Source organism: Kribbella sp. NPDC049227 (assembly GCF_043197265.1).
GTDB lineage: Bacteria > Actinomycetota > Actinomycetes > Propionibacteriales > Kribbellaceae > Kribbella.
In genome coordinates, this window is record NZ_JBICST010000003.1 from 588,324 (window position 1) to 603,758 (window position 15,435).

Annotated in this window: 15 protein-coding genes; 8 read left to right on the top strand and 7 right to left on the bottom strand. The window is 70.0% G+C overall.

Going from position 1 to position 15,435, the window contains the following annotated elements; genetic code table 11:
• Position 1: 1 nt before the first annotated feature.
• The 6 genes from ACGFH6_RS15045 to ACGFH6_RS15070 all read right to left on the bottom strand — a co-directional run bounded on the left by ACGFH6_RS15045 (position 2) and on the right by ACGFH6_RS15070 (position 5,610).
• Positions 2-376: a hypothetical protein gene (locus ACGFH6_RS15045; protein ID WP_393383949.1), complete on the bottom strand. Its 375-nt coding sequence runs from the start codon at positions 374-376 to the stop codon at positions 2-4.
• Positions 373-2,721 carry an FAD-dependent oxidoreductase gene (locus ACGFH6_RS15050; RefSeq protein WP_393383951.1) on the bottom strand — a complete coding sequence of 783 codons (2,349 nt, stop codon included), beginning with the start codon at positions 2,719-2,721 and terminating at the stop codon, positions 373-375. Before ACGFH6_RS15050 ends, ACGFH6_RS15045 begins: the two co-directional genes overlap by 4 nt.
• Positions 2,722-2,725: 4 nt before the next feature.
• Entirely contained in the window at positions 2,726-4,081 is a 1,356-nt protein-coding gene (locus tag ACGFH6_RS15055) for a class I tRNA ligase family protein (protein ID WP_393383953.1), read from the bottom strand.
• Positions 4,074-4,427, bottom strand: a complete 354-nt coding sequence (locus tag ACGFH6_RS15060) for a cupin domain-containing protein (protein WP_393383954.1) — start codon at positions 4,425-4,427, stop codon at positions 4,074-4,076. Before ACGFH6_RS15060 ends, ACGFH6_RS15055 begins: the two co-directional genes overlap by 8 nt.
• 227 nt (positions 4,428-4,654) lie before the next feature.
• Entirely contained in the window at positions 4,655-5,065 is a 411-nt protein-coding gene (locus ACGFH6_RS15065; RefSeq protein ID WP_393383956.1) for a ferritin-like domain-containing protein, read from the bottom strand.
• A complete protein-coding gene (locus ACGFH6_RS15070; protein ID WP_393383958.1) occupies positions 5,062-5,610 on the bottom strand; it encodes a cell division protein FtsK in 549 nt (182 codons plus the stop codon). The genes ACGFH6_RS15065 and ACGFH6_RS15070 overlap by 4 nt, the downstream gene beginning before the upstream one ends.
• Positions 5,611-5,764: 154 nt before the next feature.
• Here ACGFH6_RS15070 and rimP point away from each other — a divergent pair, with 154 nt between their 5' ends.
• The 8 genes from rimP to ACGFH6_RS15110 all read left to right on the top strand — a co-directional run bounded on the left by rimP (position 5,765) and on the right by ACGFH6_RS15110 (position 14,247).
• Positions 5,765-6,286: a ribosome maturation factor RimP gene (gene rimP / locus ACGFH6_RS15075; protein WP_393383959.1), complete on the top strand. Its 522-nt coding sequence runs from the start codon at positions 5,765-5,767 to the stop codon at positions 6,284-6,286.
• Position 6,287: 1 nt separating this feature from the next.
• The gene (gene nusA / locus ACGFH6_RS15080; protein ID WP_393383961.1) at positions 6,288-7,265 is read left to right on the top strand and encodes a transcription termination factor NusA; all 978 of its coding nucleotides are present in this window, start codon (positions 6,288-6,290) and stop codon (positions 7,263-7,265) included.
• A 111-nt stretch (positions 7,266-7,376) separates the two neighbouring features.
• On the top strand, positions 7,377-7,724 hold the full coding sequence (locus ACGFH6_RS15085) for a YlxR family protein (RefSeq protein ID WP_393383963.1): 348 nt from the start codon (positions 7,377-7,379) through the stop codon (positions 7,722-7,724).
• A 112-nt stretch (positions 7,725-7,836) separates the two neighbouring features.
• Positions 7,837-10,977 carry a translation initiation factor IF-2 gene (gene infB, locus ACGFH6_RS15090; protein ID WP_393383965.1) on the top strand — a complete coding sequence of 1,047 codons (3,141 nt, stop codon included), beginning with the start codon at positions 7,837-7,839 and terminating at the stop codon, positions 10,975-10,977.
• A 100-nt stretch (positions 10,978-11,077) separates the two neighbouring features.
• Positions 11,078-11,518 carry a 30S ribosome-binding factor RbfA gene (gene rbfA, locus ACGFH6_RS15095; protein ID WP_360457753.1) on the top strand — a complete coding sequence of 147 codons (441 nt, stop codon included), beginning with the start codon at positions 11,078-11,080 and terminating at the stop codon, positions 11,516-11,518.
• Entirely contained in the window at positions 11,515-12,408 is an 894-nt protein-coding gene (gene truB / locus ACGFH6_RS15100; protein ID WP_393383968.1) for a tRNA pseudouridine(55) synthase TruB, read from the top strand. The genes rbfA and truB overlap by 4 nt, the downstream gene beginning before the upstream one ends.
• A 43-nt stretch (positions 12,409-12,451) precedes the next feature.
• Positions 12,452-13,309: an LLM class flavin-dependent oxidoreductase gene (locus ACGFH6_RS15105; protein WP_393383970.1), complete on the top strand. Its 858-nt coding sequence runs from the start codon at positions 12,452-12,454 to the stop codon at positions 13,307-13,309.
• A 59-nt stretch (positions 13,310-13,368) separates the two neighbouring features.
• Positions 13,369-14,247 carry an NAD-dependent protein deacetylase gene (locus tag ACGFH6_RS15110; protein WP_393383972.1) on the top strand — a complete coding sequence of 293 codons (879 nt, stop codon included), beginning with the start codon at positions 13,369-13,371 and terminating at the stop codon, positions 14,245-14,247.
• Between the two features lie 68 nt (positions 14,248-14,315).
• Here the strand turns inward: ACGFH6_RS15110 and ACGFH6_RS15115 are convergent, their stop codons facing one another.
• Positions 14,316-15,320: an SGNH/GDSL hydrolase family protein gene (locus tag ACGFH6_RS15115; protein ID WP_393383974.1), complete on the bottom strand. Its 1,005-nt coding sequence runs from the start codon at positions 15,318-15,320 to the stop codon at positions 14,316-14,318.
• Between the last annotated feature and the right edge of the window lie 115 nt (positions 15,321-15,435).

Genomic DNA, 15,435 nt, shown 5'->3' on the forward strand with positions numbered 1-15,435 from the left:
CTCAGGCCTCCCTGACCGGAGCGGGGATCTGCCGGATGGCACTGATCCCGGTGGTGCCGTCGGCGCGACGGAAGTGGTCCCTGATCCGGATGTTGCCTTGAGCATCGAACTCGGGGACGCTGTGGCACTCACCGCTGACCAGGTCGCCGGTCGCGGTGACCAGGCAGTACGCCGCGTCGAACGAGCAGTCCGGCCGCAGCAACCCGACCAGCCGGCCGCTGCGCAGCGTGCCGCCGGCGTAGAACTCCGCCCAGACGAGGTCGTCTTCACGGTGATACTGCCCGTACGGCGCTCCGCCGGCCGGATCGTCGACCTCGAGCCGGAACCACACCCCGTCGACGTCGGGGACCAGCGGTTCCGGGACTGCCGCGGTCACCACTGCACCGCGCACAACTCGTCGGAGATCGGGTAGATCTCCCGCTCGAACATGGAGTTCAGCACGATCGCGGCCCGGACCGGCAGCTGCGTCAGACCGGCGTTCGTCAGCCCGTGGCTGTACCGGCTCGCGTTGAACGTGTAGATCCGGTGCCCGTTCATGCCCTTCCAGCGCACCGAGTAGTCCGGCTCGACCAGCAGTTCACCGTCGTCGTCGAACTCGATCCGTTCCCGCAGGTCGTCGTCGAAGGGTGCCCCGACGTGCTCCCGGCCGGCCGCGACCACCACCTGCCGGACGACGTGTTCCTCCGGCGTGGCGGTCGTCGTACAGCACAGGCGGATGGTGCCGTCGGCCAGCAACTCGGACGTCCTGACGTCGCGGCCGGGCAGCAAGGTGACCGGGAAGCGGCCGAGTGTCAGCATGCCGTCGTAGTTGGCCTGGTACAGCGCCCGCAGGCCGCCCGGGGTGATGGCGTCGCCGCTGTAGCGAGAGTCGTCGATCATCTCGCGGCGCTTGCCGCGGTTCAGACCCTGCAGGTACTCGATGTGGGACGGCCGGTAGAGCTCGTTGGCCATCGGCGAGTCGTCGATGCTGCGGAACCACTGGTTCCGGCCGAGCCAGCGGATGTCGGTGAAGCCGGAGCCGAGCAGCCGCAGGACACACTCCAGACCGGTCTGACCGCCGCCGACGACCGCGGTCGGCGCTGCCGTGTCCAGCGCGGCCATCCGGACGCCGAGGTCGTCGGCGATGAACGCACGCTCGGCGGGCAGGTCGGTGATGTACGCCGGCCGGACCGGGCGCGTGCCCAGGCCGAGGACCAGGTGTTCGGAGACGGCGGCGGGGACACCGTCGACGCTGACCTCGAAGCCGTCGTCGGTGATGGAGATCGAGTCCACCCGGGAGGTGAAGTGCACCACGCCGAGGCGCTCGGTCGCCCAGGCCAGGTAGCGCTCGTACTCGATCCGGGGGAGCGAGTCGAACTGGGAGTTGATCAGCGCATAGAGCCGCCCGGAGGTGACCAGGTAGTTCAGGAACGTCAGCTCGTGCCGCGGGTCGACCAGCGACACCAGGTCCTTCATCCAGCCGGTCTGCATCCGGACCCCGGGGTAGAGCAGGGGCGTGTGCCAGCCGGTGCCCGGCCGGGCGTCGAACAGGGCGAGCGGTTCGGTGGTGACGTTCTGGTAGAGCGCCGCCAGCGAGAGGTTGGAGGGACCGGCCCCGATACCGATGGTGTGGTAGCGGGGCGTTCCTCGCTGCGGGCCTGGTTCCGTGATGGTCATGCGCTTGTTCTCCGTCCGCGAAGTGGTGGTGCGCGATGTGCCGATCAGGTCGCTCGCGGCCGTCCGGCTTGCGGCCAGCGCGGTTTTCACGCTGCCGCCGGACCCACCGGTGAAGGTGTAGAGCCGATGTGAGCTGCCGAGGACCGACCAGAGGGTCAGTACCGGCGGATCGGCGTAACAGTCGGCGTTGCTGACCATCAGGTCGGGCGCCGACAGCTTGAGGTGTGGCAGCCGTTCGGCGGCGATCCGGACGGCCTGGTCGGCCAGGTCCGGGATCGGCCGGCTGCTGCCGGGAGTAACGGACCACTGGTGGGTGTCGACGCCGAGCAGCAACCGGCCGTCGGCGGTGGGCCGCCCGTACAGGTCGCTGGTCTCGTCGACGAACATCGTCGGCAGGGCGCCGGTCACCCGATAGGTGGCGACCTGGATCGCCTTGGTGCGATACGGCTGGGCCGGGAGGGCACTGCCGGTCAGCAGTCCAGGTGTCCACGGTCCGGCCGCGACGACGACAACGTCGTACCGGTGGCTGGTCGCGGGGAGGCGGCAGCTCACCGATCCGTCCGGGTGCGGGACGAGCCGAAGCACCGGCCCGTCGAGGACCCGACTGCTCGGGCCGTCGGCGAGTCGTTGGATCACGGCCGTCCGGAGTTGGTCCGGCCGGATGAAACCGGCCCGCTTCTCGAGTACGCCGACCGTGCCGTCGGGCAGGCCGTGCCAGCCCCGGCGGCGGAGGCCGGTTCCATCGACGATCTCGGTCGAGCCCGGATGGGCGTGTTCGACCTCGGCGACCGCGGCCTCGAGCCCGGCGTACGACGGCAACAGGTACGTGCAGCCGGTCTCGGTGTACCCGGCCAGCTCCTGCAGACCCTCGAACAACTCGCTCAGGCTCTCGATGGCCAGCCGACGCTGGACCCGGTGGGTCTCGAACCCGCGCACACCGCCGCCCGACGCCGCGGTCGCATCCGTCCCGGCCGAACCGGTCACCAGGTCGACCTCGACACTCTCGCTGAGACGCCAGGCCAGCAGGGCACCGGCGATGCCGGCTCCGATGACGCAGACTCGCATCGCCCTACTCCTGTTCGGACCCGGTCAGCGCCGCGCGCAGTGACCCGGTCTCCTGGACACCGCCGGCCAGCAGCGTGAGCAGACTGCGAACCGCGAGCGGTGGGTCGAATCCCTCCGGCCGCAATGCGCTTTCGCCGCGGGTGAGTTCGATCGCGGCAAGGTCTGGATCGAGTGGCTCGGAAACGCGCCGGACGCCGGCCAGCAATGGCCCGGCGCGGTCGGCGAAGGCGCGGAAGGAATTGAAACTGAAATCACTGCGGAAGCGGTCGGGCCGGTCCCACGCGAGAAACAAGCGAACGATTGACGGGTCTTCGGTCCGGAGCAATTCCGTGGCACCGATCCCGTGTTTCCTGCTGGTCGAGAATTTCTCCCCGGCGAACGTGTAGAACTCGTTCACCACCAAGCCGGAAAGCGGCAGCCGAGCGACGCCGGCGGCGGCCCAGACGGCCGGCCAGTACAGGGCGTACCAGAACGCGTTGTCCAGGCCGAGGAAGTGCCACAATGATCCGACCTGGTCGAGCGCGGCCAGGTACGCCGGTACGTCCGCGGCCTCCGGGTCGATGCCGCGGGCAACGGCATACAGGTCGGAGAGCGCGATCTCGGTGTACGGGCCGATTCGCAGGCCGGTGAGCGGGCCGTCGCCCTCGAGACCCCAGTTGGTGGGGTAGGCGAGTGCGAGCTGCGGGAGTCCGGTCTGCAGGGTCCGGTCGATCAGGTCGCGGACCGCGGGTGGCAGGTCGGCGCGCAACCACAGCGCGATCAGGGCTTCGCGGTGGTCCTCCATCCGCAGTACGGGCACCGTCGCGGCGAACGGACGCGGCTCGCCACCACAGCGGCCGCAGACCGGATCGACCATGGTGTCGACCTGGGTGAGGCTGCCGCACTGCTCACAGGCGCCGCCCGCAGCGGGTGACTTGCACTCGCCGCACAGGCCGCTCAGGTAGGACTCGTGCAGGGTCCGGCCGCAGTCCGCGCAGGCATGCAGGGTGACCTCGCGCAACTGCGTTGCACCGGACGTGATGAGGTGATTCATCAGTTGGCGGATGATCGGTCCGTGCGCCTCGCCGAGCGGATCGGTGAAGACGTCGTACCCGATCCGGGCCAGGTCGTAGGTGTCCTTGATGTCGTCGCGGAACTCCGCGGTCATCACACCGGCCTCGACGCCTTCGCGCTCGGCCCGGGTCAGCACGTAGTTCTGGTGTACGTCGAGGCCGGTGGTGACCACGACGCGCTCACCGCGGGCGCGCGCGGCCCGGGCCGCGATGTCGGCCGCGAGGTAGGGACCGGCCAGGTGACCGACGTGCAACGGGCCGTTGACGGTCGGCTGCGGGGAAGTGAAGACCGTGACTGGATCAGCCATGGCCGGCCTCGGCGGTGATCGGCATCCAATAGGCGCTGAAGACGGTCAGTTCGGTGTCGGCCGACCGGTTCTGTACGACGTGCGCCTCGGCGCTGCTGAGCAGGAAGGCGTTGCCTTGGGGTACCACGTGTTCGCGACCGCCGACGACGACGTACGCCGTCCCCGCAACCACGACGGACAGTTCGAGTTCGGGGTGCTGGTCGACCGGGCTCTCCGAACCCGGGGGAACGGAGTACCACATCGCTTGGAACGGCAGGTCCCGCTCGAGTCCGTACTGCTCCCAGCGGACCACTCGCAGGTCCTTCACGTACTGGTCGTCACCGGTGCTCAGGTCGAAAGTGCGCATGCTTCGCCACCCTCCGTAGCCGGCGCCAGGCGCGGCTGAAGAAGTTGAATGACAGCGGAATGAAGGTACGGAACAACACGCTGCGATCAGCCGTGGAACGAGCACGCGCGACGCCACCAACGTCGGCTACGTGAAAAGCTCGGCGACCCCCCAGTCTCCGTGGCCGAAAATATAAGGAAGGTCGCGCTGCGAGTAAAGAGGAATACGCAGAGAAATTTCGCCGGGAATCAGACGGCGCCGGGAAAGGCGACCGGCGCACCGCCCCAGGTGAGCTGGGCGGCGGCGTTCGCGAGCAGCCCGTTGACGGCGAAAGACCGCACCGCCGGCTTCTCCGCCGACTCGACCAGATCGCCGTACACCCCTGCCAGCCGCCGCTCGATCAGCAAGATCAGCGCCGCCGCCGTCGCCGCGTTGGTCACGGCCTGCGGCAGGTCGTACGCCGGCTCGGCCGCGGCCGGGGTCTCGCCCGCGGCGACCACCAGCTGGCTGAGGCGGTCGCGGTTCGAGCGGTGCTGCTCGTAGGAATCGGTCGCGGACCGGAACCGGGCGCCGCTGAGCTTGCCGCCGGCAACGCCGATGCCGTACAGCGCGGCGTGCTCGCCTGCGAGCGCCGCCTGCAGCGCCTCCACCTCGGTCACGATGCGTCCGCCTTCTTCTTCGCTGGGGTCAGCTTCGTCCCGAGCTGCAGCTCGGACGCAGCGATCATGGCCAGTAGCCGGGCCGGGGTCCCGGAAAGCTTGGCCGCCGCGGCGGCGTGGGCGGCCGCCGCGGCCTTCTCCTGCTTGGCCAGTGCGGCGAGCGCGGCAGACGACGTACTCGCGGCTGCCGGGGCCTTCGGAGTCGCGGCCTGGACTCCGGCAGTCTCCTTCAGCTTGGCCAGATGGCTCGCGTGGTACTTCGCGCCGGCGGCCAGCTGGGTACGCAGGGCCGGGAACTTCCGGCTCGTGCTGGCGTAGCCGAGAGACAATAGAGTCACCTGGGCCGCCGCGGCACTGAGCGCGGCGACCACGGCCGGATCGACGGTCGGCGTCTCCTCGACCTCCTGACCGGTCTTCGGGTCGATGGCGCCCGGCGTACCGGAGCCGGACTCGTCGTCCTTGCAGCCGCCCAGCGCGACAGCACCGGGCAGCACGGCGGCGGTCGCGATGACGGCGCGGCGGGACAGGCGGGGTTCGGTCGGCACGCCGGAACGATACCCGGTGACGCGCCGGTGACCGGCCTGGGACGAGCCGGTGACGTGGACACTGCCGCGGGCCGGATATGGTGGGCTACTGCCCTCGGTCGGATCGCCGGGTGGCGGAACGGGTGCACAACTGGAGAGAGAGGCAGGTCAACCTGTGAGCCGAAGGACTGACCACACGGACACCACGAGCCTCGAGAACTTCCTGCGGCCGATCGTCGAGCAGTTCGGCTGCGACCTGGAGGCCGCCGACCTCGCGCCGGCCGGCCGCCGCCGGTTGCTGCGCGTGCTGGTCGACCGCGACGGCGGGATCAGCCTCGACGACGTCGCCGAGGTCACCAGAGCCATCTCCAAGGCGCTCGACGCCGACGACATCATGGGCGACGGCGCCTACACGCTGGAGGTCTCCAGCCCCGGCGTCGACCGGCCACTCACTCTGCCCCGGCACTGGCGCCGCAACGTCAAGCGCCTCGTCGCGGTCACACTGACCGCCGGTGGCAAGGTGACCGGCCGGATCAAGTCCGCCTCCGACGAGGCGGCCGAGCTGGACGTGGACGGCAAGGTTCAGACCGTCGCGTACGCCGACGTGGCCAAGGCCAAGGTCCAGATCGAATTCAACCGGGCTGCCGGCAACGACGAAACAGAAACACCTGCCGACGGCACGGTGGAGGAGAACTGACATGGACATCGACATGGCCGTGCTGCGGTCGCTGGAACGGGAGAAGGACATCTCCCTGGACGTGGTCGTCGAGGCGATCGAGCAGGCGCTGCTGGTGGCCTACCACCGCACCGAGGGTGCTCAGCAACACGCCCGCGCCGAGCTGGACCGCAAGACCGGGCACGTGACCGTCTATGCCCGCGAGCTCGCCGAGGACGGCACCCTGGCCCGCGAGTACGACGACACCCCGGCCGACTTCGGCCGGATCGCGGCCACCACGGCCAAGCAGATCATCCTGCAGCGGCTGCGCGACGCCGAGGACGAGGTCCGGTACGGCGAGTTCTCCGGCAAGGAGGGCGACATCGTCTCCGGCGTCATCCAGCAGGGCCGCGACCCGCGCTCGGTGATGGTCGACCTCGGCAAGATCGAGGCGGTGCTGCCGGCCCCGGAGCAGGTGCCGGGGGAGAAGTACGAGCACGGCTCGAGGCTGCGGGTGTACGTCGTCGGGGTCCGCAAGGGCTTCAAGGGACCGCAGATCACGGTCAGCCGGACCCACCCGAACCTGGTCAAGAAGCTGTTCGCGCTCGAGGTCCCGGAGATCGCCGACGGCACCGTCGAGATCACCGCGATCGCCCGCGAGGCCGGTCACCGGACCAAGATCGCCGTACGGACGCTGAACCCGTCGGTGAACGGCAAGGGCGCCTGCATCGGGCCGATGGGGCAGCGGGTGCGCAACATCATGCACGAGTTGCACGGCGAGAAGATCGACATCATCGACCACAGCGACGACCCGGCCACCTTTGTCGGGAACGCGCTGTCCCCGGCGCAGGTCACGTCTGTCGAGGTGGTCGACGCCGCGGCCCGCGCGGCGCGGGTCGTCGTACCCGACTACCAGCTCTCGCTCGCGATCGGCAAGGAGGGGCAGAACGCCCGCCTGGCCGCCCGGCTGACGGGCTGGCGGATCGACATCAGGCCGGATACCGAGACGTCTGGCGAGTAGCCGGCACCTGCAGCGCGCCAGGCCTCTGGTGTGACTCGTGAGAGCGAGAAGGTAGACTGATCACTCGGTCGGTCGACTGAGTCGCAACCACACCCTGAGGTTTACGTGACAGTGACTACAGACGCGCGCCCTGGCAAGTCCCGGGAGCGCACCTGTATCGGGTGCCGGAAGCGGTCCGGTCCGGCTGACCTGCTGCGGATGACGGTTTCCGGAGGACGTGTCCTCCCGGATCCCGATCGTCGGGCACCCGGCCGTGGGGCGCATCTGCACCCGGTGGCCGAGTGCCTCGACCTCGCCGTCCGGCGCAAGGCGTTCCCACGGGCCTTCCGGGTCCCGGGGCCGCTCGACGTGACCGGGCTGCAGGAGTACGTCGCGCAGCGTGATAAGCAAGAGGCAAGTGCAGTGCAAACGGCGGCCACCCGGCCGCCCGCAGCGGTCCAGACCGCTGTGACGACATGAAGGCGGGTCATCGACTCATGACCACTCGATGAGTGTCTACCGATGAGTGCAATGCGATGAGCACGTACGTCAACTAACGGTCCGCGCCCAGGCTCGGACCAGAGGGAGAGTAGTGGCAAAGGTCCGGGTCTACGAGCTCGCGAAGGAGCTCGGAGTTACCAGCAAGGTCGTTCTGACCAGACTGAACGACATGGGCGAGTTCGTCCGGTCGGCATCCTCGACGATCGAGGCACCTGTCGTCCGGCGGTTGGCGGAGGAGTTCGAGAAGAACCCGCCGAAGAAGCGCGCGGCCAAGAAGGCCGCCGCCAGTACATCTGCCGCGCCGCAGGCGACCGCTCCGGTCGCGCCTGCCGAGCCGGCCAAGAAGGCTGCACCGGCAGCCCCGGCCGAGCGCCCTGCGCCGGCCCCGAAGCCGACCCCTGCTCCGGTCGCCGAGTCCACCGTGAGCGAGAAGGCCGAGGCCGCTCCGGCTCCGGTCAAGGCGGCGCCTGCACCGGGCGTCAAGCCGGGTCCGCGTCCAGGCCCGAAGCCGGCTCCCCGGCAGGAGGCTCCGGCAGCTCCGGTCGAGTCCGCTCCGGCGGCCAAGGTCGAGGCCCCGGCCGAGACCACACCCGCGCCCTCCTTCGAGGCTCCGGCTGCCAAGGCGGCCACCTCCGAGGCGCCGGCCGCTCCTGCTCCGAGCCGTACTCCGGCTCCGAGCCGGCCGACCCCTGGTCCGGCGCAGCAGCGTCCGGCCGCCGACAGCCCGGCTCGTCCGGCGTCGCCGCGTCCCGGCGGTCCGCGTCCGGGTGGTCAGGGTGGCCCCCGTCCGGGTGCTCCGCGTCCCGGCGCTCCGCGTCAGGGCGGTCAAGGTGGCGGTCCCCGTCCGGGCGCACCGCGTCCGGGTAACAACCCGTTCAGCTCCACCCAGGGCATGCAGCGCGGTGGCGCTCGCCCGGGTCCGGGTGGACAGGGCGGCGGCTCCGGCCAGGGTGCGAGCCCGGCCGGGATGGCGCCGCGTCCGCCGCAGGCCCGCAGTGGTGGCGGCAACGACCGGCCGCGTCCGAGCGGCGTTCCGGGTGCTCCGCGCCCCAACCCGGCGATGATGCCGAAGTCCTCGGCGGGCACCTTCACCGGTCGCCCGTCCGGTCCCGGCGGCGGCAGCGGTGGCGGTGGCGGCGGTGGCCGTGGTCGCCCCGGTGGCGGCGGTCCGGGTGGTGGACCCGGCGCTCGTACCGGTGGTGGCGGTGGCGGCGGCGGTGGCTTCCGTCCCGGTGGCGGCGGCCCCAGCGGCCCGCCCGGTGGCGGCGGTGGCCGCCCGGGTCCGGGTAACCGTGGCCGTGGCGGGACACAGGGTGCCTTCGGGCGTCCGGGTGGTCCGGCGCGCCGTGGCCGCAAGTCGAAGCGCGCGAAGCGCCAGGAGTTCGACAACATGCAGGCGCCGGCAGTCGGCGGCGTCCGCGTCAAGCACGGTGACGGCGAGGTCGTGCGCCTCGCCCGCGGTGCGTCGCTGACGGACTTCGCCGAGAAGGTCGGCGTCGACCCGGCGTCGCTGGTGCAGGTGCTGTTCCACCTCGGCGAGATGGTGACCGCGACCCAGTCGGTCAACGAGGAGACGCTGCAACTGCTCGCCACCGAGCTGAACTACGACGTCCAGATCGTGTCCCCGGAGGACGAGGACCGCGAGCTGCTGCAGTCGTTCGACATCGACTTCGGTTCGGACGAGGGCGGCGAGGACGACCTGGTCAAGCGGCCGCCGGTGGTGACCGTCATGGGTCACGTCGACCACGGTAAGACCAAGCTGCTGGACGCGGTCCGCGAGGCGAACGTCGTCGCCAAGGAGGCCGGTGGCATCACCCAGCACATCGGTGCGTACCAGGTGACGACCGAGGTCGACGGCGAGCAGCGGGCCATCACCTTCGTCGACACCCCGGGTCACGAGGCGTTCACCGCCATGCGTGCCCGTGGTGCGCAGGCCACCGACATCGTCATCCTGGTGGTCGCGGCCGACGACGGCGTGATGCCGCAGACGATCGAGGCACTGAACCACGCCCGGGCGGCGAACGTCCCGATCGTGGTCGCGGTGAACAAGATCGACGTCCCGAGCGCGGACCCGGCCAAGGTGCGCGGTCAGCTGACCGAGTACGGCCTGGTTCCCGAGGAGTACGGCGGCGACACCATGTTCGTCGACGTCTCGGCGAAGTCCCGGATCAACATCGACGGGCTGCTCGAGTCCGTGATCCTGACCGCGGACGCGGCGCTGGACCTGCGGGCCAACCCGAACATGCCGGCCCAGGGCATCGCGATCGAGGCGAACCTCGACAAGGGCCGTGGTCCGGTGGCGACCGTGCTGGTTCAGCGCGGCACGCTGCGGGTCGGCGACTCGATGGTGGCCGGTCCGGCGTACGGCCGGGTCCGGGCCATGCTCGACGAGCACGGCGACCCGGTCGAGGAGGCGACTCCCTCGCGTCCGGTGCTGGTTCTCGGTCTGACCGCCGTACCAGGTGCTGGCGACAAGTTCCTGGTGGTCGACGACGACCGCAGGGCCCGGCAGATCGCGGAGAAGCGGGAAGCCCGGGCTCGGGCGGCCGCCAACGCCAAGCGTCGTGCGCGCCGGACCCTCGAGGACTTCATGGCCTCGATGGAGAAGGGCGAGACGCAGGAGCTGCTGCTGATCCTCAAGGGCGACGTGTCCGGTTCGGTCGAGGCACTGGAAGACGCCCTGGTCCGGATCGAGGTCGGCGACGAGGTCAACCTCCGCGTCATCGACCGCGGTGTCGGTGCGATCAACGAGAACGACGTCAACCTGGCCATCGCGTCGAACGCCGTCATCATCGGCTTCAACGTGCGGCCGGCGGGCAAGGCCGGTGACCTGGCCGAGCGCGAGGGCGTCGATGTCCGGTACTACTCGGTCATCTACGCGGCGATCGACGACATCGAGGCGGCCCTGAAGGGCATGCTGAAGCCGATCTACGAGGAGGTCACGCTGGGCCAGGCGGAGATCCGCGAGATCTTCCGCTCCTCGAAGGTGGGCAACATCGCCGGTTGCTGGGTGACCAGTGGCCTGATCCGCCGCAACGCCAAGGTCCGGTTGATCCGGGACGGCGCGGTGGTGGTGGACAACACCGAACTGTCGTCGCTGAAGAGGTTCAAGGACGACGCGTCCGAGGTCCGCGAGGGCTTCGAGTGTGGTCTGACCATCAACGGCTACAACGACATCAAGGTCGGTGACGTCGTCGAGGCCTTCGAGCTTCGCGAGAAGCCGCGCAACTGATCCGCGACGGTGGCCCGGCACTGTGCCGGGCCACCGGAGTAACGTCCGGAGAGGCGGTGTTCTCTCCGGACGTTGTTCATGAATGAGGGAGTGAGCCCTGATGGGTGAAGCAAGGGCGAAGCAGCTGGCCGACCGGATCCAGGTGCTCGTCGCCGAGTTGCTCGAGCGCCGGGTCAAGGACCCCCGGCTGGGGTTCGTCACCGTGACGGACGCCCGGCTGACCGGCGACCTGCGCGAGGCGAGCGTCTTCTACACCGTGTACGGCGACGAGCAGGCGCGGGCCTCGACCGCGGCCGCGCTCGAGTCGGCGCGCGGACTGATCCGCAGCGAGGTCGGCAAGGCCCTCGGTCTGCGGCACAGCCCGAGCGTCGCGTTCTTCCTCGACGCCGTGCCGGAGAACGCCGGCCAGATCGAGGAGCTGCTGGCCAAGGCCCGGGAGGCCGACGCCGAGGTGGCCAAGGCCGCCGCGGGCGCCAAGCCGGCCGGCGACGCCGACCCGTACAAGCACCGCGAGGACGACGAGGACGAGCCGGCCGAGTGAGCGGTCCCGGCTTCACCCCGTCGTCGGACGGCGTCGTCGTCGTCGACAAGCCGATGGGGTTGACCTCGCACACCGTCGTGGCCCGGATCCGGCGTCTCGCCGGAACCCGCAAGGTCGGTCACGCCGGCACCCTGGATCCGATGGCGACCGGCGTCCTCGTGGTCGGTCTCAACCGCGCCACCCGGCTGCTGGGTCACCTGCAGCTGTCGGACAAGTCGTACGACGCGACGATCCGCCTCGGCGCGACGACCACCACTGACGACGCCGAGGGCGAGATCGTGACCACGGCCCCGGTCGACGGCATCACCGCGGAGGCGATCGAGGCCGCGGTGGGCGGATTCCGCGGCGAGATCTCGCAGGTGCCGTCGAAGGTCTCCGCGATCAAGGTCGACGGTCGCCGCGCGTACGAACGCGTCCGCGCCGGCGAAGAGGTCGCCCTCAAGGCACGCGCCGTCACGGTGTCGCGCTACGACATCCTCGACGTACGCCCCGGCGCGGAGTGGATCGACGTGGATGTGTCGGTCGACTGCTCCAGCGGGACGTACATCCGTGCGCTGGCACGTGACCTCGGGGCCGAGCTCGGCGTCGGCGGTCACCTCACGGCGTTGCGGCGTACCCGGGTCGGCGCCTTCGACCTCTCGACGGCACACACGCTGGAGTCCTTGGCCGAGGACTTCGTCTGGCGCCCGATCTCCGAGGTCGCCGCCGAAACCTTCCCGCGGTACGACGCCAGCCCCGAACAGGCCGCCGCCATCCGTACCGGTCGCCCCCTGTCCGGCCTCAAACTGGCTGTCGGCCAAACCGCCATGTTCGACCCCACCGGCACCTTCCTGGCCCTCTACGAACCCCACGGCCCGGTCGCGAAACCCACCGCTGTCTTCGTCAGCTAGGCACACCTCCGTTTCTGTCGGTGGGCGGTCCTACCGTCGGAGGATGAGATATGGGTTCGTGTTGCCGATGGGTGATGCTCGGGATGCGGCGGAGTTGGCGACGCTCGCCGAGGAGAGCGGGTGGGACGGGTTCTTCGTGTGGGAGGCCGTCTGGGGGATCGACGCCTGGGTGATGCTCGGTGCGGCGGCGATGACGACCGAGCGGATCCGGCTGGGGACGATGCTGACGCCGTTGCCGCGCCGGAAGCCGTGGGACGTCGCCGGGCAGACGTCGACGGTCGACAACCTGAGCAACGGCCGGGTGACGCTGGCCGTCGGGCTCGGGGTCTCGGGAGAGGATCGGTTCTGGCTGTTCGAGGACGATCCGGGCCGCAAGGTCCGCGCGGAGCTGATGGACGAGTCGCTGGAGATGCTGCAGTACCTGTGGCGCGACGAGTCCTTCGAGTACGCCGGCAAGCACTACCGCTCCAAGAAGGTCGCCGACCTCGTCCCGCCCGCGCCGCCACCACCGGTGCAACAGCCGAGGATCCAGACCTGGGTGGTCGGCGCCTGGCCTCGACCGAAGTCCATGCGCCGCGCGGCCCTGCAGGACGGCTGGCTCCCGAACTACGTCGTACCGCCCGGCGAGAAGCCAGGGGAGTGGACGCCAGACCTCCTGGCCGAAGGTGTCAGCTGGATCCGCAACGAGCGCGCCGCCCACGGCCTGACCATGGACCGCTACGACATCGTCGCCGAAGGCAGCACCACCGCCGACGACCCCAACGCTGCCGACACAGTCCGCCCCTGGGCAGACGCCGGCGCCACGTGGTGGATAGACGCCGACTGGACCTCCCTGGACCCAGCCACCGTCCGCCCAGCGGCCGAACGCCGCCTGAAGGCAGGCCCACCCCGGGTGGACTGAGAGGCTGCGTCACACACCGGCCAAGTCACGTGGGTGGTGTGGCTGGTTACGCTTGAGGGGTGCGTTCTCGTCCGACCTTGCAGTGGGCTCCTGGGCCTGACGTGTTGGCGCTTGAGCCGGGTACGGCGGACGTCGGGCCGGTTGCCGACGTGGTTGCCGGCGGGGGAGTCGTCGTACTGAGTGGGGCAGGGATCTCCACCGAGTCAGGCATCCCGGACTACCGCGGCGAGACAGGCAGCCTGCGCACCCACACTCCGATGACGTACGGCGATTTCACCGCAAGCGAGTCCGGCCGCCAACGCTACTGGGCGCGAAGCCACCTCGGCTGGCGCACGATCGCCCGAGCAACCCCCAACACCGGCCACCGCGCGGTCGCAACGATGCAAGCCCGCGGCTACCTCACCGGCGTCATCACCCAGAACGTCGACGGCCTTCACCAAGCAGCCGGCGCCCGCGACGTGATCGAACTGCACGGCAACCTCGATCGCGTCATCTGCCTCGACTGCGGTACGACGTCCCCACGGGAAGTCCTCGACCGTCGCCTCAGAGCCGCCAACACCACGTTCGAGGGCGAGGCGACCCGGATCAACCCCGACGGCGACGTGGAACTGCCCGACGACATCGTCCGCACGTTCACCGTGGTCCCGTGCACCGTCTGTGGCGGCGTACTCAAACCCGACGTGGTGTTCTTCGGCGAGAACGTCCCGAAGTCCCGCGTCGAGCGCTGCTACCGCCTGATCGACGACGCGAACGCCGTACTCGTGCTCGGCTCGAGCCTGACCGTCATGTCCGGCTTCCGTTTCGTCCGGCACGCCGCGAAGGCCGGCAAGTCGGTGCTGATCATCAACCAGGGCATCACCCGCGGCGACCCGTACGCCGCCCACCGCGTCAACCTCCCGCTCGGCCAGGCCCTGACCGAACTCGTCGACCAGTTGTAGAAACACCTCCGGGCCGGACCGCGCGTGATGTGGTCCGGCCCGGGGGCCGCTCTACGGATTGGAAAGGGTCAGCGTTGCGCGCTGGTCCGTAGGCGGTTCAGGGAGGCCTTGACGGCCTGTGGGGAGGCGGCGGCTTGCCGGGCCAGCACGCGAGCGTGCGCGGCCCACTCCGACTGCTCCGCGGCGGTCACTCTAGCCGGGGCACCGGTCAAGGTCTTGAAGGTCAGTGACGCAACGCCGGCCTGGCCTTCGAAGCGCGGGTGATAGTTCAGTGCCCGGAGCACGTTGATGTCCTTGCCCTGGATCCACGCCTGCCCGTCCGGCGCGCAAGCGTCATGCCCGGTCGACGGCCCGAACGTGTCGACGTACGTCGCTCCGCCAGCGGTCGCGGCCGCGGAGATCGCGGTGTTCAGCGCCTGCTCGATCGAGTACAGGTACGTGTAGTCGCCGTCGGCAAACGGCAGGATCGACGGGCAGGTGCCCTGCTCCGGCGCGATCTTCGGGTAGCCGACCAGCAGGACCGTTGCCTGCGGCGACCGCGCTTTGATGCCCTGGACAACGATCGCGATCCGCGTCTGGGTCTGCGCGATCTTCGCCCGCAGGGTGTCCACGCCGTCGACCGTGAAGTGGGCCTTGCACGGCGCCCCGGCCGGATCGGAGGCCCGCAGCCCGGGACACGTGCCGACGATGTCGCCGAACACGCCGAAGTCGTTGCCGCCGATGCCGAGCGTGACCAGATCCGTGTCCGGCGTCAGCGCGTCGAACTGCGGAGCGGCCGTCCCGAGGATCGTGCTCTGCGGTTGCGTCATGTTGGTCGTGTCGGCGCCACCGCAGCTCACGTCGGTGAACTGGTGCACCCGCAGCATCGTGGCGAGCATCTTCGGGTAGTTGCTGTACGAGCGTGCGCACCCGAGCGACAGCAGGTCCGGTAGCGGGACCAGCGGCGCCGACGTGTACGAGTCCCCGAGCGCGACGTACTTGCTGAAGGCGGGCTCGGCGCCGGCGTTGGACACGGGCAGCGCGGCGACCAGAACCAGTGACGCGCAGGCGGCGACCAGGCGGCGTAGCTTCACGGGACCCTCCCCAGGCTCGGCAGTGCGGCCCCACCCTAAATTGAGTCACCACCTGATCACAAGGGGTGATCGAGTGGTGAGTACAGACCTGCCGCACGGAACGCCCTCGGGGCAT

Excerpts from the sequence above, each read along its gene's own strand:
- ACGFH6_RS15050 (WP_393383951.1), bottom strand. The coding sequence starts at position 2,721 with ATGCGAGTCTGCGTCATCGGAGCCGGCATCGCCGGTGCCCTGCTGGCC.
- ACGFH6_RS15055 (WP_393383953.1), bottom strand. The coding sequence starts at position 4,081 with ATGGCTGATCCAGTCACGGTCTTCACTTCCCCGCAGCCGACCGTCAAC.
- ACGFH6_RS15060 (WP_393383954.1), bottom strand. The coding sequence starts at position 4,427 with ATGCGCACTTTCGACCTGAGCACCGGTGACGACCAGTACGTGAAGGAC.
- nusA (WP_393383961.1), top strand. The coding sequence starts at position 6,288 with ATGGACATCGACATGGCCGTGCTGCGGTCGCTGGAACGGGAGAAGGAC.
- rbfA (WP_360457753.1), top strand. The coding sequence starts at position 11,078 with ATGGGTGAAGCAAGGGCGAAGCAGCTGGCCGACCGGATCCAGGTGCTC.
- ACGFH6_RS15105 (WP_393383970.1), top strand. The coding sequence starts at position 12,452 with ATGAGATATGGGTTCGTGTTGCCGATGGGTGATGCTCGGGATGCGGCG.